The sequence below is a fragment of the Halalkalicoccus subterraneus genome, from assembly GCF_003697815.1.
Classification (GTDB): Archaea; Halobacteriota; Halobacteria; order Halobacteriales; family Halalkalicoccaceae; genus Halalkalicoccus; species Halalkalicoccus subterraneus.
In genome coordinates this window covers 35,801-58,970 of sequence record NZ_RDQG01000009.1, presented here as the reverse complement: position 1 = coordinate 58,970, position 23,170 = coordinate 35,801, and the positions used below count along the sequence as shown (strand labels likewise).

Annotated in this window: 25 protein-coding genes and 2 tRNA genes; 9 read left to right on the top strand and 18 right to left on the bottom strand. The window is 66.1% G+C overall.

What is annotated here, in order from left to right:
- The first annotated feature begins 218 nt into the window (after positions 1-218).
- The 3 genes from EAO80_RS02820 to EAO80_RS02810 all read left to right on the top strand — a co-directional run bounded on the left by EAO80_RS02820 (position 219) and on the right by EAO80_RS02810 (position 3,869).
- A complete protein-coding gene (locus EAO80_RS02820; protein WP_122088420.1) occupies positions 219-1,793 on the top strand; it encodes a bacterio-opsin activator domain-containing protein in 1,575 nt (524 codons plus the stop codon).
- Between the two features lie 53 nt (positions 1,794-1,846).
- Positions 1,847-2,614 (top strand): DUF4397 domain-containing protein, encoded by a 768-nt coding sequence (locus tag EAO80_RS02815; RefSeq protein ID WP_122088419.1) that lies wholly within the window; start codon positions 1,847-1,849, stop codon positions 2,612-2,614.
- Between the two features lie 109 nt (positions 2,615-2,723).
- Complete coding sequence (locus tag EAO80_RS02810; protein ID WP_122088418.1) at positions 2,724-3,869, top strand: hypothetical protein; 1,146 nt, start codon at positions 2,724-2,726, stop codon at positions 3,867-3,869.
- A 328-nt stretch (positions 3,870-4,197) separates the two neighbouring features.
- Here EAO80_RS02810 and EAO80_RS02805 read toward each other — a convergent pair whose 3' ends face one another.
- From EAO80_RS02805 to EAO80_RS02785, 5 genes are all read right to left on the bottom strand, one after another.
- A complete protein-coding gene (locus EAO80_RS02805; RefSeq protein ID WP_122088417.1) occupies positions 4,198-4,683 on the bottom strand; it encodes a DUF2062 domain-containing protein in 486 nt (161 codons plus the stop codon).
- A gap of 72 nt (positions 4,684-4,755) precedes the next feature.
- Positions 4,756-4,965 (bottom strand): hypothetical protein, encoded by a 210-nt coding sequence (locus EAO80_RS02800; protein WP_122088416.1) that lies wholly within the window; start codon positions 4,963-4,965, stop codon positions 4,756-4,758.
- 160 nt (positions 4,966-5,125) lie between these two features.
- Positions 5,126-5,327 (bottom strand) — tRNA-Trp (locus EAO80_RS19380).
- A 40-nt stretch (positions 5,328-5,367) separates the two neighbouring features.
- Positions 5,368-5,595 (bottom strand): DUF5795 family protein, encoded by a 228-nt coding sequence (locus EAO80_RS02790; RefSeq protein WP_122088415.1) that lies wholly within the window; start codon positions 5,593-5,595, stop codon positions 5,368-5,370.
- Positions 5,596-5,631: 36 nt separating this feature from the next.
- The gene (locus EAO80_RS02785; protein WP_122088414.1) at positions 5,632-6,471 is read right to left on the bottom strand and encodes a DUF5794 domain-containing protein; all 840 of its coding nucleotides are present in this window, start codon (positions 6,469-6,471) and stop codon (positions 5,632-5,634) included.
- Between the two features lie 402 nt (positions 6,472-6,873).
- Between EAO80_RS02785 and guaB the strand changes: the two genes are divergently transcribed.
- Positions 6,874-8,355 carry an IMP dehydrogenase gene (gene guaB / locus EAO80_RS02780; protein WP_122088413.1) on the top strand — a complete coding sequence of 494 codons (1,482 nt, stop codon included), beginning with the start codon at positions 6,874-6,876 and terminating at the stop codon, positions 8,353-8,355.
- Positions 8,356-8,419: 64 nt separating this feature from the next.
- Positions 8,420-8,626 (top strand): DUF7534 family protein, encoded by a 207-nt coding sequence (locus tag EAO80_RS02775; RefSeq protein ID WP_122088412.1) that lies wholly within the window; start codon positions 8,420-8,422, stop codon positions 8,624-8,626.
- Between the two features lie 129 nt (positions 8,627-8,755).
- On the opposite strand, the gene EAO80_RS02770 is transcribed toward EAO80_RS02775, so the two are convergent.
- Both EAO80_RS02770 and EAO80_RS02765 read right to left on the bottom strand, forming a co-directional pair.
- Complete coding sequence (locus EAO80_RS02770) at positions 8,756-9,907, bottom strand: hypothetical protein (protein WP_245998413.1); 1,152 nt, start codon at positions 9,905-9,907, stop codon at positions 8,756-8,758.
- 141 nt (positions 9,908-10,048) lie between these two features.
- A tRNA-Lys gene (locus EAO80_RS02765) sits at positions 10,049-10,122 on the bottom strand.
- A gap of 247 nt (positions 10,123-10,369) precedes the next feature.
- On the opposite strand from EAO80_RS02765, the gene EAO80_RS02760 reads away from it, so the two are divergent.
- A complete protein-coding gene (locus EAO80_RS02760) occupies positions 10,370-11,845 on the top strand; it encodes a DHH family phosphoesterase (protein ID WP_122088411.1) in 1,476 nt (491 codons plus the stop codon).
- A gap of 12 nt (positions 11,846-11,857) precedes the next feature.
- On the opposite strand, the gene EAO80_RS02755 is transcribed toward EAO80_RS02760, so the two are convergent.
- From EAO80_RS02755 to EAO80_RS02725, 7 genes are all read right to left on the bottom strand, one after another.
- A complete protein-coding gene (locus tag EAO80_RS02755; protein ID WP_122088410.1) occupies positions 11,858-12,157 on the bottom strand; it encodes a PRC-barrel domain-containing protein in 300 nt (99 codons plus the stop codon).
- A gap of 321 nt (positions 12,158-12,478) precedes the next feature.
- Complete coding sequence (locus tag EAO80_RS02750; RefSeq protein ID WP_122088409.1) at positions 12,479-13,414, bottom strand: DUF7544 domain-containing protein; 936 nt, start codon at positions 13,412-13,414, stop codon at positions 12,479-12,481.
- 53 nt (positions 13,415-13,467) lie between these two features.
- The gene (locus EAO80_RS02745; protein WP_122088408.1) at positions 13,468-14,442 is read right to left on the bottom strand and encodes a metal ABC transporter permease; all 975 of its coding nucleotides are present in this window, start codon (positions 14,440-14,442) and stop codon (positions 13,468-13,470) included.
- Positions 14,442-15,194 (bottom strand): metal ABC transporter ATP-binding protein, encoded by a 753-nt coding sequence (locus EAO80_RS02740; RefSeq protein WP_122088407.1) that lies wholly within the window; start codon positions 15,192-15,194, stop codon positions 14,442-14,444. Before EAO80_RS02740 ends, EAO80_RS02745 begins: the two co-directional genes overlap by 1 nt.
- The gene (locus EAO80_RS02735; protein ID WP_122088406.1) at positions 15,195-16,235 is read right to left on the bottom strand and encodes a metal ABC transporter substrate-binding protein; all 1,041 of its coding nucleotides are present in this window, start codon (positions 16,233-16,235) and stop codon (positions 15,195-15,197) included.
- A gap of 86 nt (positions 16,236-16,321) precedes the next feature.
- The gene (locus EAO80_RS02730) at positions 16,322-16,792 is read right to left on the bottom strand and encodes a YbaK/EbsC family protein (RefSeq protein WP_122088405.1); all 471 of its coding nucleotides are present in this window, start codon (positions 16,790-16,792) and stop codon (positions 16,322-16,324) included.
- 34 nt (positions 16,793-16,826) lie between these two features.
- Positions 16,827-17,792, bottom strand: a complete 966-nt coding sequence (locus EAO80_RS02725; RefSeq protein ID WP_122088404.1) for a carbohydrate kinase family protein — start codon at positions 17,790-17,792, stop codon at positions 16,827-16,829.
- A gap of 198 nt (positions 17,793-17,990) precedes the next feature.
- Here EAO80_RS02725 and dpsA point away from each other — a divergent pair, with 198 nt between their 5' ends.
- A complete protein-coding gene (dpsA, locus tag EAO80_RS02720) occupies positions 17,991-18,539 on the top strand; it encodes a DNA starvation/stationary phase protection protein DpsA (RefSeq protein ID WP_122088403.1) in 549 nt (182 codons plus the stop codon).
- Between the two features lie 79 nt (positions 18,540-18,618).
- On the opposite strand, the gene EAO80_RS19375 is transcribed toward dpsA, so the two are convergent.
- Both EAO80_RS19375 and EAO80_RS02715 read right to left on the bottom strand, forming a co-directional pair.
- A complete protein-coding gene (locus EAO80_RS19375; RefSeq protein WP_162993841.1) occupies positions 18,619-18,792 on the bottom strand; it encodes a hypothetical protein in 174 nt (57 codons plus the stop codon).
- A gap of 54 nt (positions 18,793-18,846) precedes the next feature.
- Complete coding sequence (locus EAO80_RS02715; RefSeq protein ID WP_122088402.1) at positions 18,847-19,677, bottom strand: Nif3-like dinuclear metal center hexameric protein; 831 nt, start codon at positions 19,675-19,677, stop codon at positions 18,847-18,849.
- Between the two features lie 113 nt (positions 19,678-19,790).
- Here EAO80_RS02715 and EAO80_RS02710 point away from each other — a divergent pair, with 113 nt between their 5' ends.
- Entirely contained in the window at positions 19,791-20,879 is a 1,089-nt protein-coding gene (locus EAO80_RS02710) for an NADH:flavin oxidoreductase/NADH oxidase (RefSeq protein ID WP_122088401.1), read from the top strand.
- A 37-nt stretch (positions 20,880-20,916) separates the two neighbouring features.
- Complete coding sequence (locus tag EAO80_RS02705; RefSeq protein WP_122088400.1) at positions 20,917-21,543, top strand: DUF7547 family protein; 627 nt, start codon at positions 20,917-20,919, stop codon at positions 21,541-21,543.
- 52 nt (positions 21,544-21,595) lie between these two features.
- Here the strand turns inward: EAO80_RS02705 and EAO80_RS02700 are convergent, their stop codons facing one another.
- Complete coding sequence (locus EAO80_RS02700) at positions 21,596-21,958, bottom strand: PhlB family protein (RefSeq protein WP_122088399.1); 363 nt, start codon at positions 21,956-21,958, stop codon at positions 21,596-21,598.
- Positions 21,955-23,109, bottom strand: coding sequence for a thiolase family protein (locus EAO80_RS02695; RefSeq protein WP_122088398.1), 1,155 nt, complete (start codon positions 23,107-23,109; stop codon positions 21,955-21,957). The genes EAO80_RS02700 and EAO80_RS02695 overlap by 4 nt, the downstream gene beginning before the upstream one ends.
- Between the last annotated feature and the right edge of the window lie 61 nt (positions 23,110-23,170).

The window sequence follows — 23,170 nt, the reverse complement described above, 5'->3', positions numbered from 1 at the left end:
GGGAAGCGGTACGGGGCATAGAAGAAGGGACGAGCCGACTCGTCCCCATCCACCTTCGTAGTCCACGCTGGCTCACACCAGCGTGTCCGTGTATGCCATCCGTAACCCGATAAATAATTCGGTCTTCGCCGCGCGTTCGCGGTCGCTTCGCTGCCCGCCGTCGGGCACTCGCCGTCCCGCGTCGACAGTGACTTGCACCCTCCATTCGTGGTGGGGCCATGAGCACGGATCGGTTGCTCGAGCGGGCGATCGACGAGGCCCCGATCGGGATCACGATCGCGGACGCGAACGAACCCGACAACCCGCTGATCTATCTCAACGACGCCTTCGAGCGGCTGACTGGCTATCCGAAGGACGAAACGCTCGGCACCAACTGTCGGTTCCTCCAGGGCGAAGGCACCACCGAGGAACCGGTCCGGGCGATGCGTGAGGCGATCGCGGATCGGGAGGCGATCTCCGTTGAACTCAGGAACTACCGCAAGGACGGCACGGAGTTCTGGAACCAGGTCGACATCGCCCCGCTCCACGACGGCGAGGAGGTGAGCCACTTCGTCGGCTTCCAGACCGACATCACCGCCCGAAAGCGCGCGGAGTTCGAGGTCGAACGCCGAATCGAGGAGGTCGAACGCGAGCGCCGAAAGCTGGAAGAGGTACTCGAACGGATCGACGGTCTGCTCGAGGACATCACCCGGACGCTCGTGGGCGCGACCACCCGGGAGGGGATCGAACGGGAGGTCTGTGACCGACTGACGACCGACGACGCCTACGAGACGGCCTGGATCGGCGAGCGTCTCCCGACCCGCGAGGCGGTCGTCCCGTCGACGTGGGCCGGGTCGATCGACCTCGCCGACGCCAGCTTCCCGATGGACCGATCGAACCCGGTGGGGGAGGCGATTTCGACCGGTAGAGCGCGGTTCGTCGCCGGCTTGGAGGGGGCGGCGGACGGGATGGGAGGAACCATCGCCGCGATCCCGCTCGTCTCCGGGGAAACGGGCTACGGGGTGCTCGTCGTGGGGACGACGCAGTCGGCGACGTTCGACGACCACGAGCGAGTCGTCCTGCAGTCGATCGGTCGGGCCATCGCGAACGCGTGCAACACCCTCGAAAGCCGGCGGATCCTGACCGCCGACAGTGCCGTCGAACTCGCCTTCGACCTCGGTACCGAGGACCTCTTTTTCGTCTCCCTGTCGGCGCGTGCGGACTGTCGGTTCGAGTACGAGGGGTCGGCCACCGACGGCGACTCGCTGTTGTTTCTCACCGTCGACGGCGTCGATCCGGAGCGGGTCGACGAACTGGCGGCTGAGTACCCGGAGCTCGTCGAAGCGACCGTTCTGACGGCGAACGCCAGTTCGGCCCTCGTCGAGTTCCGCCTCTCGGGCGTTTCGCTCGTGACGAAACTGGCCAATCGAGGCGTTCGGATCCGCTCGATGCGCGCGGAGGGCGGCACGGGACGGATCCGCCTGCTCGTCCCCGGCGGCGTGGGTTCGCGCTCGGTCGTCGAACTCGTGACCGACTCGTGTCCTGACGCGACGCTCGTCTCCTCGCACGAACACGACCGGCCGCCCCAGACCGATAAGGAGTACCGTCTGTCGGTCGCAGCCGAACTCACCGATCGCCAGCTGCTGTCGCTACGGAAGGCCTACGTCAGCGGCTACTTCGACCCGACCCGCCGGATCACGGGCGACGAGATCGCCGATTCGATGGGGATCAGCCGCTCGACGTTCCACCAACACCTCCGGGCGGCCGAGCGAAAACTGCTGGCCGAGTTCTTCGATCGCGGATTACCCGACTAGTCGGGTACGGCGTTGATGCAATAGTCGGTCCTATTACAGAGTGGAGTTCAACGATGGCACAGAAATCCGGTGTTTCACGGCGGCGATTCGTACAGATCGGGGGCGGCCTCGCAGCACTGACGCTGGCTGGTGGGTTCGCGAGCGCCGACAGTCACGACGGTGACGACCACGACGAGGGGATGGACGAAGCGGCTGAGGACGACGGCGAGACGGCCAACGTCAGGGTGGCTCACCTCTCGCCCGACGCCCCGAACGTCGACGTCTTCGTCGACGACGAGGTGGTTCTCGAGGACGTCCCGTTCACGGCCGTCAGCGACTACCTTGAACTACCTGTCGGTAGCTACAACGTGAAGGTCTCGCCCGCCGGCGCAGGCCCCGATGGCGCAGTCTTGGATGAGGACCTCGACGTTCCTGCTGCTGACCTGACGGTCGCGGCGATCGGCGAGGTCGCGGACGAGAACCAATCCCTCGAACTCGCAGTATTGGAGGACGACAACAGCGATCCCGGCGATGGAACGGCCCGCGTCCGCGCGGTCCACGCCTCGCCCGACGCGCCCGCGGTCGACGTCGTGGTCGCAGAAACCGGCGACGCCCTCTTCGAGGGAGTCGAGTTCGGCGACGCGGCCTACGCCGAGGTTCCCGCCGGCGACTACCGGCTGTGTGTCTACCCGGCCGGCGAGCGCGAGGAGGCCGTGTTGGGCGCGGACGTCGAGGCGGCGGGCGGTTCGGTCGCCTCCGCGTTCGCGGCGGGCTACGTCATGCCCGAGGACGCCCCCGCCGACGAGGCGTTCGACATCGTCCTCACGGTCGATTCGGAGTAAGGACGACGAACGTACGGTTCGAATTCCCTTTGAGCGACTTTTTTCGGAACCGTTCGACGGGCGGCACGTCGCCCCGCCACGTTAACTGATCGAGTATCCTACGTAGCGTATGAAGGAACTCGAATACGCGCTCGACGTGGCCGACGGGGCGACGTTCGTGAACCTCGCGGCGGCGTTTCTGCGCTCGCGGGGTTACCGGACCAAGGAGTTTCGCGCCGGCTCGGGCGAGTGGAGCGCTCGGATCTGGATGCGTTCGCGTCCCGGGATCGCCTGTGCGAGCGTCGCGCCCGACTGGCGCGAGGCGCTTCGCTCCTCGGCACGGAAGGCGAAACGGATCGAACGCGAACGTGAGACCGAGTACGGACTGTTCGTCTTCGTCACCAACCAGGACGTGACCGGCCTCCAGGAGTTCGACATGGAGGACGAGATCGCCCGCGAGTACGGCTGGCGGCTCCGGCTCTATCACCGTCAGGACCTCATCGGCGAGCTCTACAACACCGCGCCGGGGCTGGCGAAACACCACCTGGACATCAACCTCGGGTTCGACACGGACCACCTCGTGGTTCTCGAAGAGTTGCGCGACGAGCGTCTCGACGCGATCGCAAACAGGCGAGAGGAGGCCGCAGACCTCCCCGAAGGACCGATCGTCGCGCTCCACGTCGTTCCGAACGGGATCTTCGCGACCGAGCGCCGTCGGGCTTCGAGCGACCTCCCTGATCCGGTCACCCTTTCGGGGGGCGGGGCCACCGCGGTCGACGCGCGGACCGACCTGAAGATCGCCTACGAGCGCCGAATGGAGGACGAGTACACCGGTTACGGGCTGTTGCGTACCGACGGGCTCTACGAGGCGGTCACGACCGCGCTGTTCGAGCGTATCGGGGAAACGCTGACCATGCGGGCCGTCGGGAACGGGGACGAACCTGGTTCCGACGCCGCCGTCGTCGCCGCGACCCGCGAGGCGCTGGCGCACGTCTCGACGATGGGGTTTTCGGCGACCGCGTCGGTCTGGGTGTCGCTGCTCGACGCCGCTGACGCCCGGCTGGATGCCGGTGACGGGATCGAGGACGCCCCGGCGCTCGGGTTTGATCGGTATTCGACACGGGTCGGGACGCTCTCGATCACCGACCGCGAGCGCTCGGCAGTGCTCGACGGGATCGAACCGGTGCTCTCGGAACTGTGGCGGGCGTTCGGCCACCCGGATGGAACGCCCCGAATCGAGGACGACGACTGGGTCGGTGAGAGTCCCCCTCCGTAATCGTCCCCGTATGACACTTGGCCTCTCGCCACCCCAGAGTGGAACCGTCCCGCAGAAGACTTATTACAAGCCATGTCATAGCATAGCATGCGCACCAGCCCCGACCGGGATATGGCGGGGTCGACCCTGTGGCATCGACCGACGAACGCATCGCTGCCAGCACACGATATCGAACACGGACTCGAAACAGGCCGACCCATCGCATCGCTCGCCAACCACGTACCGGCACGAAACCACTGCACACTCGCGATCAGTCCTCCTACGACCCGACGTCGGCGGCCCGCTCCGCCGGCATCGGCAACTCCGTCGGCTTCGTTCCCCTCCCGAGTCACTCCGAGAGTTCCTCAGGGAGGAGTTCGGCCGCCTCGATATCGCGTCGTCGGCACGCACGGACGAACCGGAGCGCGAGAAGGTAGCCGACGACCGTGAACACCACCGCGAGGATCGCGTTGCCGAGCAACAGCCGGGTCGCGATCTCCGGGCCGGCCGAAAACGACACGTCCGAGCGGCGAGCCCCCGGAGCCGGACCGAGCAGGAGGGTCCCGAGCCAGAAACTCGCGGCGTAGACGCCCCACTTCGCGACCGGGTTGAGCACGAGTACGGACGCGAAGAGTGCGAGTTTGCTCACCCGCTCGAAGACGGCGGCGATGAGGACGAAAAGCAGCAGGCCAGCCCCGAGCGTCGGCAGCGCCGTGATGAACACGCCGACGGCGAAGCTCGCGGCGATGTCGTGGGGCGGGTGCCCCTCCGCCGATATCGCCTCGAACTCGGCTTCGATCCCGGCGCGGTACGACGAGAGCCTCTCACGGAGCACTACCCGGTCTAACGGCGGTAGACGGGATCAAGGCTTCGCAGTCGCGTCGTCGCGAGGTTCATTGGATCGCCGTCACAAGCCACTCCCCTCGATGGCCTCGGCGAGTCGGTAGGCCGCTTCGGTCGCACTCCGAACGGCGTCGATTCCTTCGGGGAGATAGAGTGCGAGAACGACGACGAGCGCGCCGATGGCGATGGCGACTCCCGCAAGCGCGATGGCGATGGCGATCGCACCGCGGTTCGTGTCGGTCGTGGCGTTTCTCGGTCGTGGACTGTTCACCATCCGAGTAGCACCCCTGCGGTGATGACGTCACCGAGCGTCGACCCTATCGGCGTTCGGCTGTAGCTGTCGTGAAGACTGATTCCGGGAACCATAGGTCGCTGACGGGTATTCATTCTCATCTGTATCGATAGTTAATACTGGGTAACAGTTACTATGTGAATGGGGTCGGAGGGATTTGAACCCCCGATCGACTGATATCTCCGGTCGCGTCTCGGTACTCCAGAGGGTCGTCAACGCGGCGCGATGATCAGTCGGCCGCTCTGTATATCAGTCTGGAGTCTCGTCACCGAACGCGTACACCACGGCGTACCGCAGTGTATACCTCTGGAGTCAGTCGCCATTCCGGGCTTGGCCACGACCCCGCGTCCCACGCTATGTCGAACCGCCCTAAAGGGGTTTCGATTACTCGCGGTCCGTTTCGCTCCACGAGCACTCTTGGCATTTGTAGCCCGTAACGAACTCGCTGACGCTCGGCATGTATCCCACCTGAATGACGTCCCCGCCACAGTCGGGGCATTCGCGGTCGGCGTCCTCGATCTCGGTGGCCTCCATCGGGCGCTCGCCCTCGATAAGCTCCGCGAGGCGGTCGGCGTTGACCATGCGGCCCTCGACGACGCGGTTCTGGCTCATGGATCGAGAACGACCGCGCGACACAAAAACGCCGCGTTACAGCCAGGGTTCGCGCTCCCGGTCGGGCGCGTAGGGCCGCTCGCGGGAGTTCGCTTCGGCGGTCTCGTTGTCGCCCTCTTCCTCCGAGTGGATCTCCGCACCGGGATCGAACGCGAGCACGCCCGCGACGACCAGTACCGCGAGCGGGGCCTGCTCGAAGACGACCCCGAGCAACGCCAGCGGAAGCACCCCGAGGGCGACCGCGCTCCCGAACCGGAACGAGTCGATATCGAGGTTCCGACGCAGCCACGGGCTTCCGAGGGCGATCGAGAGCGCGAAGGCGACGCCGACGCCGGCAGCCGCGACCGCCCTGAGGATCAGCCCCGGATCCGGAAGCAGGACGATTTCGAAGCCGGCCGGGTTGACGCTCGCGACGAACCCCAATCCGACGATGACGCCGGGCGAGGGGAGGTACTCGCCGATCCGGGCGCTCGCGGTCTTGGCGGCGATGGCGGCGATGACCAGTGCGGCGAAGCGCTCGAAGATCGCGAGATCGATCACGCTCGCGATGGTCGGCGCGAGGGCGGCCTCCAAGGCCGCAAGCGGCAACAACCCCGCGGCGACGAGCAGGACGATCTTCGCCTGTTCTGTCGGGGAGCCGTCCATCTCCGCGAGGATGACCGCGAGCACCGCGCTGCCACCGAAGACGAGCAGGCCGACCTGCAGGATGCCCGCAATCGAGTCGATCCCGCCTGCCAGGATCAGTGCGGGGAAGATCCCGTCGATCAGCGGGAGGAACATCACGATCGCGAGCAGCTTCGTCGGCCCGGAGACGGCCCCCCGAAGCCCGAGCGCCCGTTCGAGCCGGAGTGCGACGGGGTGCTGGGAGCTACTCATGACGATCGCGTAACGAACCGCCAGATCTCCGGCTCACGCGCCCCGACTGCGAGCAGGATCGTTTGGACTCCATCAGAGTGGTGAACCCGGTGAACGTGCTGTCGAACTCGCTTCGCTGTCGACTCACGTTCCACCGGGTTGCGCTGATAGCGTCCATACTAAGTACAACAATGATGTATATTCATAAGCGTTGTGTGGGTGGTGTCGCCACTCTGCAGTACGCACGTCCGGTCATCGGTGTACATTCCCGTGCGAACGTCCACGAGTTTCTCCGTTGGTGTGGTATCCCGTGGTTCGAAACCGGCCGTGACGGTGGCGGTCGGGACGGTTTTCGGGTGGGCCCATCACCCAAACGGTCGCTTGTCTCGCAACCCTTTTGGGCCGGCGTTGCAGACGGTTTATATGGCGAGTAACGCTTTCCTCGACAAACTCGACGTACCGGAAGCGCTGACGTTCGACGACGTGCTGCTCAGACCCAAAGAGAGCCGCGTCGAACCCGACGACGCGAACCTTTCCACACGTGTCTCGACGAACGTCGAGCTCAACGTCCCCGTCCTCTCGGCGGCGATGGACACCGTCACCGAGAGCGATCTGGCGATCGAAATGGCCCGGCAGGGTGGGCTGGGCGTCCTTCATCGGAACATGGACGTGCCCGCGATGGTCGAAGCGATCGAGCGCGTCAAACGTGCCGATGAACTCATCATTCGGGACGTGGTCACCGCGAACCCCGAGCAAACAGTACGGGACGTCGACGCGATGATGGAACACGAGGGGGTCTCGGGGGCCCCCGTCATCAACGACGAGGGGGAGGTCCTCGGGATCATCTCGGGGACCGACATCCGGCCGTACCTCGAGGTCGGCGAGCGCGACGCCGTGCGCGAGGCGATGACCGACGAGGTCATCACCGCCCCCGAGGACGTCTCGGCGCGCGAGGCGCTCGAACTCATGTACGAGCACAAGATCGAGCGCGTCCCCATCGTCGACGGCGACAACCGCCTGCAGGGGCTCGTCACCATGCAGGGGATCCTCCAGCGCCGCGAGTACGGCGACGCGATCCACGACGAAAACGACCGGCTGCGGGTCGGCGTCGCGGTCGGTCCCTTCGACGACGAACGCGCGGTCGCCGCCGACGAGGCCGGCGCGGACGTCCTCTTCATCGACTGTGCGCACGCCCACAACCTGAACGTCATCGACAGCGCGCGCGCGATCACCGAGAACGTTGAGGCCGACGTCGTCGTCGGCAACGTCGGGACCCGCGAGGCCGCGGAAGCGATCGTCGGGTTCGCAGACGGCCTCAAGGTCGGGATCGGCCCCGGCTCGATCTGTACGACCCGAATCGTCTCGGGCTCGGGAATGCCCCAGATCACCGCCGTCGCGCAGGTCGCGGACGTCGCCGCCGACCGTGGCGTGCCCGTGATCGCCGACGGCGGTATCCGCTACTCGGGCGACGCGATCAAGTCGATCGCCGCCGGCGCCGACGCCGTGATGCTCGGCTCCTACTTCGCCGGCACCGACGAAGCTCCGGGCCGGGTCATCACGATGAACGGCAAGCGCTACAAACAGTACAGGGGCATGGGCTCGGTGGGCGCCATGCGCTCGGGCGGCGGCGACCGCTACCTGAAGGACGACCCCGAGGAGGAAGAGGAGTACGTCCCCGAAGGGGTCGAGGCCGCAACGCCCTACAAGGGCAGTCTCGAAAGCGAGCTTCACCAACTGACCGGCGGGATGAAAAGCGGGATGGGCTACGTCGGCGCGGGGACCGTCCCCGAGTTCAAGGAGCGCGCGGAGTTCGTACGCGTCTCCTCTGCGGGCCAGGCCGAGGGTCATGCCCATGACGTCGTCATCACCGACGAGGCTCCGAACTACAGCCCGACACAGGAGTAGGCTCGCCTCGCCTCCCGTCGGGCTCGGCCGGATGGTTTATTTACATTTGTATTATTTGTAATATATGAACCAAGCCCACTGGACTCGATTTCTCGTGACGAACGTCGTGTTAGTCAGTATTGGGTTCGCTATTGGTACGCTGCTACTCCCTCCCGATCCGTTGACTCAGCTCCCAGTCACCGTCGCGGTGGTGATCCTCGCGATTCCGCTCTCGTACTGGCTCATCTATGCGGACGGGCTGGCGCGTCTCCGAGTCCGAGTCGGGAACTGATCTCGAACACGGTCTATCGTCGCCGATTTCGTGCGGACCGCGAGCGTCGTTGGCGCTCGCGGCTTTTTGGAGGAGATCTTTCGAGGAGTGGTTCGCGCGAAGCGCGAACCCAACGATGAAAAAGATCCGTTAGAAGGTATATCCGTACTCCTCTTGAAGGCGATATGCACCCGTCCCCCAGATGTAGTCCTCACCGGGCCACCACGTCCGGGCGTTGTTCAGCCCGCAGACGAGCACCTGCTCGTCGGGGTTCTCGGGGTCCGGGGCGAAGGAGACCGACCCGCTGTCGCCGTCCGTGAAATCCGCTTCGTGGCCCCACTTCAGCTGACCACGCTTGCAGGGGTCACCGTAGACGCAGGTCACGCCGTCGATCGCCTGGATCTCGCCCGTGGTGTGCCCGCTCATCGCGCCGATCTTGTGGATCTCGGCATCGCGGGCCGCGAGATCCGCGAGCCCCAGACGGGTGAACTGACCCACGACTCGGTTTGGTGCGCCGCCGGCGAGCGCGTTATCGGGTGCGAACTCGCCCATGGGAGCGATCAACGCGAGGTCCTCGTCTCGATACCGGTGGGCCATCCGGCCGATACCGACGCGCTTGCCGGCCGAGACGAGCGTCAATTCGGTGCTGTCGGTGTCGGCGTAGAGGTGTCCCGCGGTCGCGAAGAACCGCTGACCGTCGGCGGAGTCATAGATCGCCGGCGCGAGCGTCGCGAGTCCCTCCGTTTCCCCACAGGCGACCCCGCCGGGAACCGAAACGCCGCTGTCGAGGTCGAACTCCCTGACTGGTTCGAGGTCGACACCCCCCTCGTTCGCCGTCACCTCGGCGACCGACCCGTCGACCGGAACCCCGTCGAGCAGGGCGCGTAGTCGGTCGCCGACTTCCTCGTCCGTCACGCCGACGGCGACCGAACTTCCTTCGTCACCGTCGCCGGGGACGAGAGCCGCCTCGAGCACGCCGCTGATCTCGGATAAGTCGATCGCGTCGTAGTTCGACAGCGCCGCCTGTAGCTCGTTGTACCACTCGGCGTCGACGGTCTTGGTCCGCGGGGCCAACGACATCGGGTCCTCGGGATCGGTCCGGGCGTACGCGTAGACGATCTCGACCGACCCGCCGCTCGCTACCTCGAACTCCCGCCCCGAGAGCCGACTGGCGCTCGCGAGTCCGAGTCCCGATACGCCGAGTGCCTTGACGAACCGCCGACGGCCGATACTCGATCCTGACCTGTCGGTCGATTCCGCCGGTGGCCTCCCCTCTCCTACCGACCGCGACTCCCCATCCACTGTGAGTCCATACACCGTCCTGATACTTCAGTCATCCCCATTGCGAGACGATATCACGCACGATATAGTTGTTCGGGACTCATCGATTACGAATCGTTCGGGTTCGTCACCCATCGCTTGCGGATACGTATACAAGACCAACGGGCCGGGCGCGATTCGAACACGCGACCGTCTGGTTAAAAGCCAGACGCTCTGCCGGACTGAGCTACCGGCCCTCACCCGTAGTTCCACAGAGCGGATAAAGAGGCTTTCCCTTCTCGCGGCGACCGCATCCCCGTTGGAGCTGGTCCGTCACCGCCGATGACCGGGATCGCTTGACGGACGGGCAGGATGGGATACCGGTCACGAAGCCCTTTCTGAGGAGTGGATAGATCGACGTACGGGGGATGTTTCCGGGATTCGGCGCGTCCCGTGTGTCGAAAAGCAGGGGATTAAGTACGGTCCGCAGCTAGGAAGTGGACGATGAGTACCGGCGTCACGATCTCCTCGATGTCTCGATATGCGATTCTCGGCTGTGGTAGCGTCGGCCACGCGGTCGCCGACGAACTGCTCGATCAGGGCAAGGAGGTGCTGATCGTCGACCGCGACGAGGACCGCGTCGAGACCCTGCGGGATCGGGACATGAACGCACAGGCGGGAGATATCCGCGAGCAAGCGGTCGCAGAAAGCGTCGCCGACCGAGACGTAGTCCTGATCCTCTCCTCGGACGTCGAGGCGAACAAGGCCGCCGTCTCGAACGTCCGCGGACTCGGGGACGACCAGTTCATCATCGCTCGCGCGAGCGATCCCGTCTCGGGCGACGAGCTCGCCGACCTCGGTGCCAACAGCGTCATCAACCCCTCGGCGGTCATCGCCGAGTCCGCTCTCCGGCTGCTCGAATCGGGCGAGCTCGAACACCGCGCCCAGCACCTCTCGGAGATCATCACCGCCACCGAACAGAAACTCGCGATCGTTACCCACGAGAACCCCGACCCGGACGCGATCGCGAGCGCGGTCGCGCTGCGGGCGATCGCAGAGTACCTCGACGTCGAGGCGGAGATCTTCTACTTTGGGGACATGGGTCATCAGGAGAACCGCGCGTTCGTCAACTTACTCGACGTCGAGATGACGTCGCTTGCGCGCGAGGACGTCGACGCGTTCGACGGGTTCGATACGGTCGCGCTGGTCGATCACGCGATGCTGACCGATGCGAACGTCGAGTTCGACGAGCCGGTCGACGTCCTCATCGACCACCACGACATCGATATCGATCGAGACCTGCCCGACGGCCTCCCCTTCATCGACATCCGCCCGCAGATGAACTCCACGTCGACGATCCTCACGAAGTACATCCAGGAGTTCGACCTCAGCCTGGGCGAGTCGGTCGCGACCGCGCTGCTCTACGGGATCCGCGCCGAGACGCTCGACTTCAAGCGCGATACGACCCCGGCGGATCTGACGGCGGCAGCCTACCTCTACCCGTTCGCGAACCACGACACCTTAGAGCAGGTCGAATCACCCTCGATGAGCCCCGAGACGCTCGACGTGCTCGCCGAGGCCATCACGAACCGCGAGGTCCAGGGGAGTCACCTCGTCTCGAATGCGGGATTCATCCGGGACCGCGAGGCGCTCGAACAGGCCGCCCAGCACCTCCTCAATCTGGAAGGGATCACCACGACCGCCGTCTTCGGGATCGCGGACAACACCATCTACCTCGCAGCGCGCTCGAAGGACATCCGGCTCAACATCGGGCGCGTGCTGCTCGACGCCTTCGAGGAGATCGGCGAGACGATGGGCCACTCCACGCAGGCACGCGTCGAGATCCCGCTTGGCATCTTCACGGGCATCGAGACCAACGAGGACAACCGCGAGACGCTGTTGCACCTCACCGAGGAGGCGGTTCGGAAGAAACTGTTCGCCGCGATGGGCGTCGAAAGCGAGGGCTCGAACGGGTCGTAGCTCGTAGGCTGCTCAGGCGACGACTTCTTCGCCTTCCTCTTCGGGCGTAACGAGGCGTTCGACCACGTCGTTCACCAGAACGACGTCCCCGACCGCCCGCACCCAGCGATACGGAACGAGGACGCCGCGCGTCCCGCGGATCTGTGCGCCGAACAGTTCCTCGTTGGGTTCGCGCAGCGCGAGCCCGGTGACGATCTCCGTTCCAAGATCGAGCTTGATGTCCTCGATTTCGCCGACGAACACGCCGTTGCTCGAGTAGACCTCTCGACCAACGAGCGACGTGATCTCCTGGGAGGGACGCTCCTGATCCATACCCGCACGTCGAACGGTAGGGTTATTATACCCTCGGATACGGCGGCTCGTCCTGCGGTTCGTCTACTGCCCACGGTGCGCTCCGAGCCGGACGGATCGCTGCCGCCCGCGCTCGCATATATAAAACAGAGAAATCCATATATGGGAGGAGACACGGCCGGATCGTTACTCCAGTCGATGGGATAAAGACGGTCGATCGGATAACAAAGATCGCCGGGTACCTCTGACAGACCGGCACGAGCGGCCGTCCATGCCCGGGACCGGCCGCCACCCTTTTCGGGTGTACTCGCCATACAGTAGTGCCGACGGGACCTCTTGCAGTCATTGCCCGGGTCGTCCGGTCCCCGTTCCGCGTCGAATCGACGCCCGAAGCCGCGGGATCGGGTCGTGGCGCTCGTCGACGTCGCCGAGGACGAACAGTGCGACGTACCGCAGGTACGTGACGAGCGGGACGTGAACGAGCGAGACCGCCGCCAGGAGCGCGAGAACGTAGGGGATCGAGAGGGTTGTGAGGACCGTTCGACCCACGAGCGCCCCCGAAAGTCCCTGCGCCGAGAGCGCGGCGTCGATCGTTACCCCGAGGATTCCAAAGGGAACGAGCAGCGCGACCGCCACCAGCCCGCCGAGCAAGCCGCCGACGAGGGCGATCGCGACCCAGAGGGTCGCCGCGACCAGTAGATACGCCGCGTATTCGTGCCAAGCCGCACGGAGCGTTCGCGCGAACGCCCGCCACGCCTCGCGGAGCGAACAGGCCTCGACCAATGCGATTGGAACGACGAACGCGACCGTCAACCGATCGAGGGCGAGCGCGCTGATCACGACCGCGAGCGGGAGGAGTAAGGCGAGCCATCCCTCGATTACGATCGGTGCGACCAGCGCGAGTCCGACGGGGACGGCCAGCGCGACCCGAAGCGCGAACAGTTCTAGACCCGACCGGAGGTGGCGCCGGCTTTCCGAGCGGAGTCGTATCTGCCGGCCACGAAGCGCATCGAGGAAGACGAACTCGAAGACGGCCCCCACGAAGAGCGCGAGCGCCGCAACGAGCGCCGCCGTGAGAAGTCCCGGCGCCGTGGCGCTTGCGACGAGCGCCACCGGGGACGGCCCCCGATTAAAATCGGTGAGAAAGGGCGTCACGAGCGTGCCGACGAACGGCACGAGAACTGCGAGGCGGCCCCACGCCGCGAGCGAGGCGCTCGCGAGCAGGACCCGCGTCGCCCGCACGGACTCGCCGGCCGCCCGCAGCGCGTACCACGCCATACGCCCGCTACCGGCGTCGAGCACTTAGGGGTGCGGATCGTGGTGCTCCCCGGTCAGCCGGCGTTCGTGCGGTTCGTTCGGTCGGCGAGCGCGATCGAGAGCAGGTAGATCCCGATGGCGACGACGACGATCGTCGCGCCCGGCGCCAGCGAGTAGCGCCACGAAAGCAGCAGGCCCGACACGGCCGAGAGTTCGCCGACGACCACCGAGGCGTACAGCGAGTCCCGGAAACTATTGGTGACCTGCGAGCCGGCGGCGACCGGGACGACCAGCATCGCCGCCACGAGGATGACCCCGAGGATCTGCATCGAGCCGACGACGACCATCGCAGTCAGGACGATCAGCAGCGTGTTGTACGCCGAGACGTTGAACCGCGCGACCCGGGCGGCCTCCTCGTCGAACGTGATGTACAACAGCGGTTTGTACGTCAGCGCGACAGTCCCGACGACGGCGATGCTCAGGACCGCCATCAACAGGACGTTCTCGCCGTCGACGGTCGCGATCGACCCGAAGAGGATGCTGTTGATGTCGACGGTCGCGAACCCGCCCCCGAGACTGATTACGAGGGTGCCGACCGCGAAGCTCCCCGTGAGCATGATCGCGATCGGGACGTCGCCGTACGAGCCGGTCCGCTCGGCGAGGAACTGGACCGCGAGCGCCCCGACGATCCCCGCGACGAGCGCCGAGAGCAGTAGTGGAGTTCCCCAGCCCGAGCCCGCAAAGAGCAGGGTACCGATGGCGACGCCCGCGAAGGCGGCGTGGGCGAGCGTCTCGCCGATCAGTGCCATCTCGCGGTGGACCAGATAGGTGCCGATGACGGGCCCGACGATCCCGATGAACACCGCCGTCGTGAGCGCGTTCCAGATGAAGCCGTAACAGGCGATCGAGGTTCCGAACGATCGGCCGAGGCTACAGGAGGACTCGAAAAAGACCCGCGGCATGAGCCCGAAGGCGATCGGGACGAACAGCCCGAGGACCGCGAGCCCGAAGGCGACGAGGACGAACCGCTGGAGCGTGTTCGACCCCATCAGTGGCCGTGTTCGATCATTCGGCTGCTGGTCCCGTAGGCCCGTGCGAGCGCGTCACTTTCGACGAAGGTCTCGGTGTCGCCGTGGTGGTAGAGCTCCCGGTTGATGCAGGCGATCCGGTCGGCGTGGTCGGTGACGACGCCGATGTCGTGTTCGATCAGGATGACCGTGATCCCCTGGCCGTTGAGTTCGTCGAGCAGGTCGTAAAACCGATCCCGGGAGTCGGCGTCGACCCCGACGGTCGGCTCGTCGAGCGCGAGCAGGTCCGCCTCGCCCGCGAGCGTGCGCGCGATGAACGCGCGCTGTTTCTGCCCGCCCGAGAGCTCGTTGATCCGCCGGTCGGCCAGCTCCGCGATCCCGACCCGGGAAAGCGCCTCCTCGACCATCTCGCGGTCGTGGCTCCGCAGCCACCCGAACCGGGTGTGGGGATAGCGCCCCATCGTGACGACTTCCCGCACCGTCACCGGCATCGTCCGTTCCTTGCCCGTCGAGTGCTGGGAGACGTAGCCGATGCGCTCGCCCGCGTCGAACGATTCGACGGGCCGGTCGAACAGCCTGACGCTCCCGGAGTCGGGCGAGAGCAGCCCCAGCATGAGCTTCAGAAGTGTCGTCTTGCCCGACCCGTTCGGCCCGACGAGCCCGAGGAACTCGCCGGACTCGACCGTCAGCGAGACGTCCTCGACCGCCGGCCGCCCGCCGTAGGAGTAGGTGACGTCCTCGACGGCGATGACTGGTGACTCGGTTCCGTTCACTTACGATGCCCCCAGGGCGTCTCGGAGCGACGGGAGGTTAATCCCTTCCATCTGGCCGACGTAGCCGAGCCCCTCCGACTCCCATTCCCCGGTGGTGCTCTCGGTTGGCGAGAGCATCGCGACGTCGGTCGCGGTGTCTGCCTCCTCGACGATCGTTTGGGCGAGGGTGTCGCCATCGAAGTAGTCATAGAGGATCACCTCGATCCCCTCCCGCTCGACGAGTTCGACCGTGTCGGCGATCTCGTTCGGGTTCGCCTCGTCGTCGGGCGAGACGCCCTGGGGCGTGTGGATCCCGAAGTCGTAGCGCTCGGCGAGGTACTGATACGAGTCGTGCCCGGCGACAACGACGGTGTCGTGGTCGCGGTCCGCGAGCTCCGTCTCGAAGCGTTCGTGTAGCTCCTCGAGGTCGGCGACGTACGACGCGGCGTTCTCCTCGTAGGACTCGGCGTTGCCGTCGTCGGCCTTGATCAGACCGTCACGGATGGTCTCGACGGACTGCTGGGACCGCACCGGGTCCATCCAGAAGTGGGGATCGTAGTCGCCGTTCCCGTGGTCGTGCTCGCCGGAGCCCTCGTGACTGTGGTTCTCGTCGTGGTCAGTGCCATGTCCGTCCTCGTGGCGCTGATCGCCGTACTCCGAGAGATCGACCCCTTCGGTAACGGCGATCAGTGCCACGTCGTCGTGGTTCGCCTCGATCTCGCCGGCGACGTCGTCGGCCCACCGTTGGAACCCCTCGATCCCGAGGTGGACGAACGCGTCGCCCTCGACGATCTCGACCGTTACGTCCGACTGGGGCTCCCAGCCGTGGCCGTGCTGGCCCGTCGGGACCGCGTTCTCGACCGCGAGGGCGTCGCCGCCGACGTTGCGCGCGAAATCCGCGAGCGTGAAAAACGCCGCCGTCGCCGTGGCGGCGCCCTCCCCATCCGTCTCGGTCCCGACGCTCGGTGCCCCGCCACCCAGCGAGTCGGTGCACCCGGCGAGGCTCGCCGACGCGATCGCTCCCGCTCCCCCCTTCAACAACCGGCGTCGTGTCTCGTCCATATCTATCGGTACGCTGGGAGCCGTAAAAGTGTTATTATTATCTATATCGATGTTAATAACCCGAGCCATCGATCGGGATCGCGTTACTAGACGGCGACCGCGTACTCCTCGGCGTCCGCGAGGTGTTTCAGCCGCTCGGGATCGATCGGAAAGACCGTCTGCGGGGTACCGGCCGCGGCCCAGACCGTCCCGTACTCCGTCAACGTGGTGTCGAACAGCACCGGAACGTCGGTGTCGTGACAGATGGGCGGGACGCCGCCGATCGACCAGCCGAGCGTCTCCTTGATCAGCGACGCGTCAGCCATCTCGACCGCGTCGGCGTCGAGCGCCGCCGCGACGCCCTCCTCGTCGACGCGATTCGCGCCGCTCGTGACGACCACGAGCGGCTCGCCGTCGGCGGTAAAGACCAGACTGCTCGCGATCTGGGCGACGTCACAGCCGACGGCGTCGGCGGCCTCGGCGGCGGTTTTGGTCCCCTCGGGGAACTCCTCGATCTCGACGTCTAGGTCGTATTCGTCGGCCGCGCGCTCGCGGAACTCGGCCGCGCGTGGGTGCATACGCGGCGTTACGCGGCGGTTCACAAAAGCGTGCTCACTCGTCGTCCGGCGTCCCTCCCCGAACGCGCTCGACGCGCTCGCGGTCGGGGAGCGCCGTCATCGCGCCCTCGGCGGTCGTGGTGGTCGCCGCAACGGCGTTCGCGAAGGCGAGCGCTTCCGCGAGACCATCCCCCCCGGCGAGGGCCGCGATCGCGCCGGCGGTGAAGGCATCACCCGCTCCCGTCGTGTCGACCGGCTCGACCCGGTAGCCCGAATGGGTCGCCTTGCCCTCCCAGGGCGCCTCCTCGGTTGCGACCGCGAGCGCACCCTCACCACCCAGCGTCAGCAACGTCGTGTGCGGGCCCCGCTTGCAGGCCGCGCGCGCGAGGTCGGCCCCGTCGCCGTCGATCCCCGCCTCGGCGAGGTCATCGGGGGTCGCCTTCAGGACGTCGACGTGCCCGAGGGCCTCGCCGACCAGCCGCTCGAACTCAGCTCGGTCGTCCCAGAGTTCGGGTCGGGCGTTGGGATCGAACGAAACGGTACAGTCGCGCTCGCTTGCGCGCGCCGCGAGGTCCAGCGTCGCTGCCCGCGAGGGCTCGCTCGCGAGGGTCACGCCGCCGAGATGGACCCACGAGACGCGCTCCAAGAGTGCGTCGTCGATCGTACCCGGTTCCATGCGGGTGTCGGCCGTGCCGTCGCGATAGAACGAGAACTCCCGATCGGCGTGCTCGTCGTGGGAGACGAAGGCGAGGGTCGTTTTCGTCTCCGGATCGCGCTCGACGAACTCGTCAGGAAGGCCGTGGCCCACGAGCGTCTCGACGAGGTCGTCGCCGAAGGGATCGTCTCCCACGCGCGTCCAGAACCACGGCGTCTCGGCGAGCGTGGCGAGGCCGACGGCGACGTTCGCTGGCGCGCCACCCGGCCGCCGCGTGAAGGTCTCGACCTCGCGCAACGAGCCGGGTCGATTCGGCAGGAAATCGATCAGCGTCTCGCCCGCGACGAGGATGTCCGGCTCCGACATACCCCACCTCCAAACGACACGACCAAAGGCATAGCGGATCGCCGTGACGGTTCGCGTTCGCGCCCGCAATAGGATGTGCATGTGTTTCCCAACGCCACGTCTCCCGATGACAAACAGAGAATAATATTTTAGGTAAGGCGAAAACTGTTTTTCATAAACCTAATCCTTAAGTGGGAGGCGGTTGTAGGAGGGAGTGAGATGAGCACTCAGAAATCCGTCCGTCAGCAGGCCGACCAGGTAGAGGAGAACCCGATTCGGCTGGACACGGAGAAGGCAGAACAGGTCATCGACGCGCTGAACACCGACCTCGCGAACCTCTACGTCATCTACCACCAGCTCAAGAAGCACCACTGGAACGTCGAGGGCGCGGAGTTCCGCGACCTGCACCTGTTCCTCGAGGAGGCCTACGAGCACGCAGAGGAGCGCGCGGACATCATCGCCGAGCGCGCCCAGGCCATCGGCGGCGTCCCCGTTTCGGGCCCGTCGAACCTCGAAGAGCGCGCGACCGTCGACTTCGAGGGCGAGGACGTCTACGACGTCCGCACTTCGCTGTCGAACGATCTGGAGATCTACGCCGAAACCGTCGAGCGGATGCGCGAGCACGTCCAGCTCGCGGGCGATCTGGGCGACTACGGCAGCGAGGAGATCCTCCGCGAGTCGCTCGTGATCGTCGAGGACGACGCCCACCACTTCCATCACTACCTCGAGGACGACACCCTCGTCGTCGAGGAAGCGATCCACGAGTAATACACCGGAGCTTCGATCAGTTGTTTTTTGAGTGGAGAAAGGACTACGCTAGCCGGAGGTGCGGCAGAGTCCAACCGATCTAGCGGGAGAGCTCGACGGTGTGATCGGTCGCGATCCAGCCCTCGGAGTTTCCGTCTTCGGTGAAGACGGTTCGATCAGGGGAGGTACGGAGGGCCGAGACGATGGCGGCGGGCTCTTCCTGGTCGTCGTTTTCGTCGGTCGGATCGACGTCGTGCGCGTCCGTGACAGCCATGTATCGACTTAGGTGGGCCTAAACGCATATAGGTTTTGGTCGGCCAAAAGCCATCTACCTTCGGCCGATCGAACAGCCCGAGATCGTCGTACACTCGACGCCCCGTTCCTCGAGGGCGTCGATCAGGGCGTTCAGCCCGATCGCATCGCTCGCGATGTGACCCGTCACGACGAGGGTGTTCCCTTCGAACTCCTCGCGCAGTTCGCGGGCGTCGCCCGCACCGACGTGGATGTAGAGGACCGTATCGACCCCGTTCTCGAAGTACGCCCATGCGACGTCCGCACCGCCGTTGGTACCCGCAGCGTGGTGAACGGCGACCTCGCCCAGGTCGTTTTCTTCACCGCCGACTCGAACTTCCACATCGGTTGCGGCCTCATCGAGTTCGGGGATTTTCTCCAACTCGTCGACGAACTCCCCGACGGAGCTCCCCTCATCCATCCCTTCGGCGACCTCGACGAACCGCCGGCGGCCGATCTCGTCGGGTGCGAGGTGGATGTTCACGTAGGGCTGGTCGAGCAGTTCGGCCACGCTAGGGTCGTGGCGGTAGTTCGAACTGTGCGCACCGAACTCGACGTTCTCTCGGAGGTCCGAGACGGCCGCCTCCGCTTCGCTCTCCGGAACGCCGTGGGCAGTCATGAACTCGATCTGGCGGGAGAGAACGGCCGAAAAATCGAGGCGTGCGCTCTCGCCGACGGGGTGATGGGCGAGCGCCAGGTCGTAGCCCTCGCGCTCGGCGAGTTGGATCTCGGGACTCTCGAGATCGATTCCCACGAGAGCGCTCTCGATGTCCTCGCCCGGGACGTACACCTGACTGTCGGCGGGGACCTTCTTCCACCCGACCAGGTCGAGGCTGAGCTGCATGATCTCCTCGGTACTGAGTGCCATGCCCTCCGTTTTTCGCGCTCCCTTTGGTATCCCTCGATCCCGGCAAGGTCGTCGAGGCGGCAACCCCCTCCGATGCCGCGGAGCCTTTTCCCCTCGCCACCTTAGGGTGGTCGATGACAGACCTCTTCGATTCCCTTGCGCTCCGCGAGACGGAGCTCCCGAACCGCGTGATGGTCTCGCCGATGTGTCAGTACTCCTGTGAGGATCGCGACGGACTGGCCACCGAGTGGCACCGCGTCCATCTGGGCTCACGGGCGGTCGGCGGCGCGGGCGTCGTCATGACCGAGGCGACCGCGGTCTCGCCCGAGGGCCGGATCACCCCCGAAGACCTGGGGATCTGGAGCGACGAGCACAAGGAGCGCCTTGCGCCGATCGCGGAGTTCATCAGCGATCAGGGGAGCGTTCCGGCGATTCAGCTCGCCCACGCGGGCCGCAAGGCGAGCAAGAGCCGTCCGTGGGAGGGCAACGAGCCGCTCCAGCCCGACGAGGGCGGCTGGGAGGTGCTGGCCCCGAACGAGGACCCCTGGCCGTACGAGGGCGAGACGCCCGAGCAGAATGCGATGACGCAGGCCGACATCGAGGGCGTCATCGAGGACTACCGTGCGGCCGCCGAACGCGCACTCGACGCTGGCTTCGAGATCGCGGAGGTCCACGCCGCCCACGGCTACCTGCTCCACGAGTTCCTCTCGCCGGTGACCAACGACCGCACCGACGAGTACGGGGGGAGCTTCGAGAACCGAACCCGACTGGTCCGACAGGTCACTGAGGCGGTTCGGGAGGTCTGGCCCGACGAAAAGCCCGTCTTCGTGCGGATCTCGGGAACGGACTGGCTGCCCGAGCGCGAGTCGTGGACCATCGAGGGGTCCGTCGAGCTCGCGGACGAGCTGTACGGCCTCGGCGCGGACCTGCTCGACGTCTCCAGCGGGATGCTCCACCCCGACCAGCAGCTCCCCGACGAGGGCTCCGCGAGCCAGCTCCCGCTCGCGGCGCAGGTCAGCGAGGAGCGCGACACCGACATCGCGGTCGGCGCGGTCGGCGGGATCACCGAGGTCGAGCAGGCCGACGAGCTGATCCGCGAGGGCGACGCGAATCTGACGATCATCGGCCGCGAGCACCTGCGCGATCCCTACTTCACGCTGCACGCCGCTCAAGAGTTGGGCGAAGACGTCGAGCCGCCGGTCCAGTACGATCGGGCGTTCTGAGTCGACCCTTTTTCCGCTCGCCCGTCCAAGGACGGGTATGACACGCGAGGACGACCTGGAGGAGCGCGTCGACGAACTCCAGCGCACCTTGGAGGAACTGCGCCGGGAGATCGAACCGCGACCGCCCCGCGGTCCCGGCGGACTGCCCCGTCCGCCGACGCCCGGCGAGCTGATCCGGTTTGCCGACCAGCAGGCCATTCCCACGGCCATCGCGGTGCTCGAGGCGAACGTCCGTGCGCTCGAACTCCTGCAGGGGGCACTGCGGCTCGCGGACTCGGGGCGCGCCGCCGGCGAGGAGGCCGAACGCACCCGCCGACGCGCCGCGGACGCGAGCCGCCGGAGTCTCGACCGACTCGACCGGGTTCTTGAAGACCTCCAGGAGGCGACGCGCGGGGACACCCTTCCGGAAAACGGCGACGCACGCGACGTCCTGCAGGAGGCCCGCGACCTGCGCGAGGAGATCGCAGATCGCATCGGCGAGGTCGAGCGCGACCGCCAGCGCGCTCGCGACGTCGAGCGCGAGAGCGGCCCGCAGGCGGGTTCGACTGCCGACGGCGGCGTCGAAATAGACGTCGAGGACGAACTCGACTCGATCCGTGCGGAACTCGATGAGAACAAGGACGAGGAAACGGACGACTTGGACGACGCGGACGACGAGGAGTAGCTGTTCGACCGAAATCACTTGGCCGGCTCTCCTCGTCGGTTCGAACGGGAGTTTACTGGGTCGGCTCGAACCGATAGCCGTCCCAGTCCTGGCTCTCGGGCTCGCGCATCCCCGCACCCGGCTCGCGCAGTTCCTCGACGTAGGTCGGCCGGACCTCGTCGCCGATCTCGACCTCGCCGGTCGTGAGTTGGCCGAGGACTCTGACCACCTGTCCGTCGATCTCGAACTCGACGATCGCGAGGTGGTTGGGCTGGCGCACGCCCGGCGGGGTGGCCGTCGAGGTCGTCCACGTCACGATCTGCGCTACTCGCTCCGTGAGGTCGATCTCCTCGACCGGTTCGCCGCCCTCCAACCCTCGCGGGTGGGCGGGATAGCTGATCGTGCCGTCGTCGTACTTGATCGCGTTCATGCTCATCGTGCTGCCTCCAGGATGGTGGTGATCACGCAGTTGCCGAACCCGCCGACGTTACAGGCGATGCCCGTTTCGGCGTCGACCTGACGCGGTCCCGCCTCGCCGCGGACCTGCTGGTAGAGTTCGTAGATCTGTGCGACGCCGCTGGCTCCCAGCGGATGGCCCTTCGATTTCAGCCCGCCCGACGTGTTCACTGGGAGGTCGCCGTCCTTTTCCGTGACACCCTCCTCGACGGCCTTCCAGCCCTCGCCCTTCTCGAAGAAGCCCAGATCCTCACTCTGGAGGAACTCCAAGATGGTGAACATGTCGTGGAGTTCGGCCACGTCGATGTCTTCGGGGCCCAGATCGGCCATCTCGTAGGCGATCTTCCCGCTTTCGACCACGCCGCCCATCACGGTCGGGTCCTCGCGCTCGTGAACGACGTGGGTGTCGGTCGCGCCGCCCACGCCCGCGATCACGGCGTAGTCGTCGGTGTACTCCTCGGCCTTCGACTCGGGACACAGAAGCAGTGCCCCCGACCCGTCGGTAATGGGACAGAAGTCATAGAGCCGGAGGGGGTCGGCGACGATCGGCGATTCGAGGACTTCCTCTAAACTCACCTCCTTCTGGAACTGGGCGTGGGGATTGTCGACGCCGTTCTTGTGGTTCTTCACCGCGACCTTGCCCAAACTCTCGCGGGGCGCGTCGTATTTGTCGAGGTAGTGTCGGGCGGTCAATCCCGCAAAGGAGGGGAGCGTGACCCCCTGTTTGTACTCGTAGGGATGCGTGATCGAGGCGATCACGTCGGTCGCCTCGGCCGTCGAGCGATGCGTCATCTTCTCGCCGCCGACGAGCATGGTCAGATCGCTCGCACCGCTCGCGACCGACTGCCACGCCGCGTAGGTGCCTGCCCCGCCCGAGGAACTGGTCTGGTCGACTCGCTGTGTGTACGCGGGCACTGCCCCGATGTCGTGGGCGAGCATGTTCGGGGCCCCAGTTTGGCCCTCGAACTCGCCGCTGGCCATGTTCGAGACGTACAGATGTTCGATCTCGCCCGCCTCGATTTCCCCGTCGTCGAGACAATCGAGTGCGGCCTCCACGAGGAGGTCTCGAAGCCAGCCCTCCCGCTGGCCGAACTGGGTCATCGATGCGCCGATGATCGCTACGCGGTCCATACCGATTGCTCACACGGGGGGACTATATCTGCTATGTTATGACACCGAATTCCTAGGAGGA

Bases quoted from the DNA above. Each gene is read 5' to 3' on its own strand.
- EAO80_RS02820 (WP_122088420.1), top strand. From the start codon at position 219: ATGAGCACGGATCGGTTGCTCGAGCGGGCGATCGACGAGGCCCCGATC.
- EAO80_RS02815 (WP_122088419.1), top strand. From the start codon at position 1,847: ATGGCACAGAAATCCGGTGTTTCACGGCGGCGATTCGTACAGATCGGG.
- EAO80_RS02810 (WP_122088418.1), top strand. From the start codon at position 2,724: ATGAAGGAACTCGAATACGCGCTCGACGTGGCCGACGGGGCGACGTTC.
- EAO80_RS02800 (WP_122088416.1), bottom strand. From the start codon at position 4,965: ATGGTGAACAGTCCACGACCGAGAAACGCCACGACCGACACGAACCGC.
- EAO80_RS02790 (WP_122088415.1), bottom strand. From the start codon at position 5,595: ATGAGCCAGAACCGCGTCGTCGAGGGCCGCATGGTCAACGCCGACCGC.
- EAO80_RS02785 (WP_122088414.1), bottom strand. From the start codon at position 6,471: ATGAGTAGCTCCCAGCACCCCGTCGCACTCCGGCTCGAACGGGCGCTC.
- guaB (WP_122088413.1), top strand. From the start codon at position 6,874: ATGGCGAGTAACGCTTTCCTCGACAAACTCGACGTACCGGAAGCGCTG.
- EAO80_RS02775 (WP_122088412.1), top strand. From the start codon at position 8,420: ATGAACCAAGCCCACTGGACTCGATTTCTCGTGACGAACGTCGTGTTA.
- EAO80_RS02760 (WP_122088411.1), top strand. From the start codon at position 10,370: ATGAGTACCGGCGTCACGATCTCCTCGATGTCTCGATATGCGATTCTC.
- EAO80_RS02755 (WP_122088410.1), bottom strand. From the start codon at position 12,157: ATGGATCAGGAGCGTCCCTCCCAGGAGATCACGTCGCTCGTTGGTCGA.
- EAO80_RS02750 (WP_122088409.1), bottom strand. From the start codon at position 13,414: ATGGCGTGGTACGCGCTGCGGGCGGCCGGCGAGTCCGTGCGGGCGACG.
- EAO80_RS02745 (WP_122088408.1), bottom strand. From the start codon at position 14,442: ATGGGGTCGAACACGCTCCAGCGGTTCGTCCTCGTCGCCTTCGGGCTC.
- EAO80_RS02735 (WP_122088406.1), bottom strand. From the start codon at position 16,235: ATGGACGAGACACGACGCCGGTTGTTGAAGGGGGGAGCGGGAGCGATC.
- EAO80_RS02730 (WP_122088405.1), bottom strand. From the start codon at position 16,792: ATGCACCCACGCGCGGCCGAGTTCCGCGAGCGCGCGGCCGACGAATAC.
- EAO80_RS02725 (WP_122088404.1), bottom strand. From the start codon at position 17,792: ATGTCGGAGCCGGACATCCTCGTCGCGGGCGAGACGCTGATCGATTTC.
- dpsA (WP_122088403.1), top strand. From the start codon at position 17,991: ATGAGCACTCAGAAATCCGTCCGTCAGCAGGCCGACCAGGTAGAGGAG.
- EAO80_RS19375 (WP_162993841.1), bottom strand. From the start codon at position 18,792: ATGGCTGTCACGGACGCGCACGACGTCGATCCGACCGACGAAAACGAC.
- EAO80_RS02715 (WP_122088402.1), bottom strand. From the start codon at position 19,677: ATGGCACTCAGTACCGAGGAGATCATGCAGCTCAGCCTCGACCTGGTC.
- EAO80_RS02710 (WP_122088401.1), top strand. From the start codon at position 19,791: ATGACAGACCTCTTCGATTCCCTTGCGCTCCGCGAGACGGAGCTCCCG.
- EAO80_RS02705 (WP_122088400.1), top strand. From the start codon at position 20,917: ATGACACGCGAGGACGACCTGGAGGAGCGCGTCGACGAACTCCAGCGC.
- EAO80_RS02700 (WP_122088399.1), bottom strand. From the start codon at position 21,958: ATGAGCATGAACGCGATCAAGTACGACGACGGCACGATCAGCTATCCC.
- EAO80_RS02695 (WP_122088398.1), bottom strand. From the start codon at position 23,109: ATGGACCGCGTAGCGATCATCGGCGCATCGATGACCCAGTTCGGCCAG.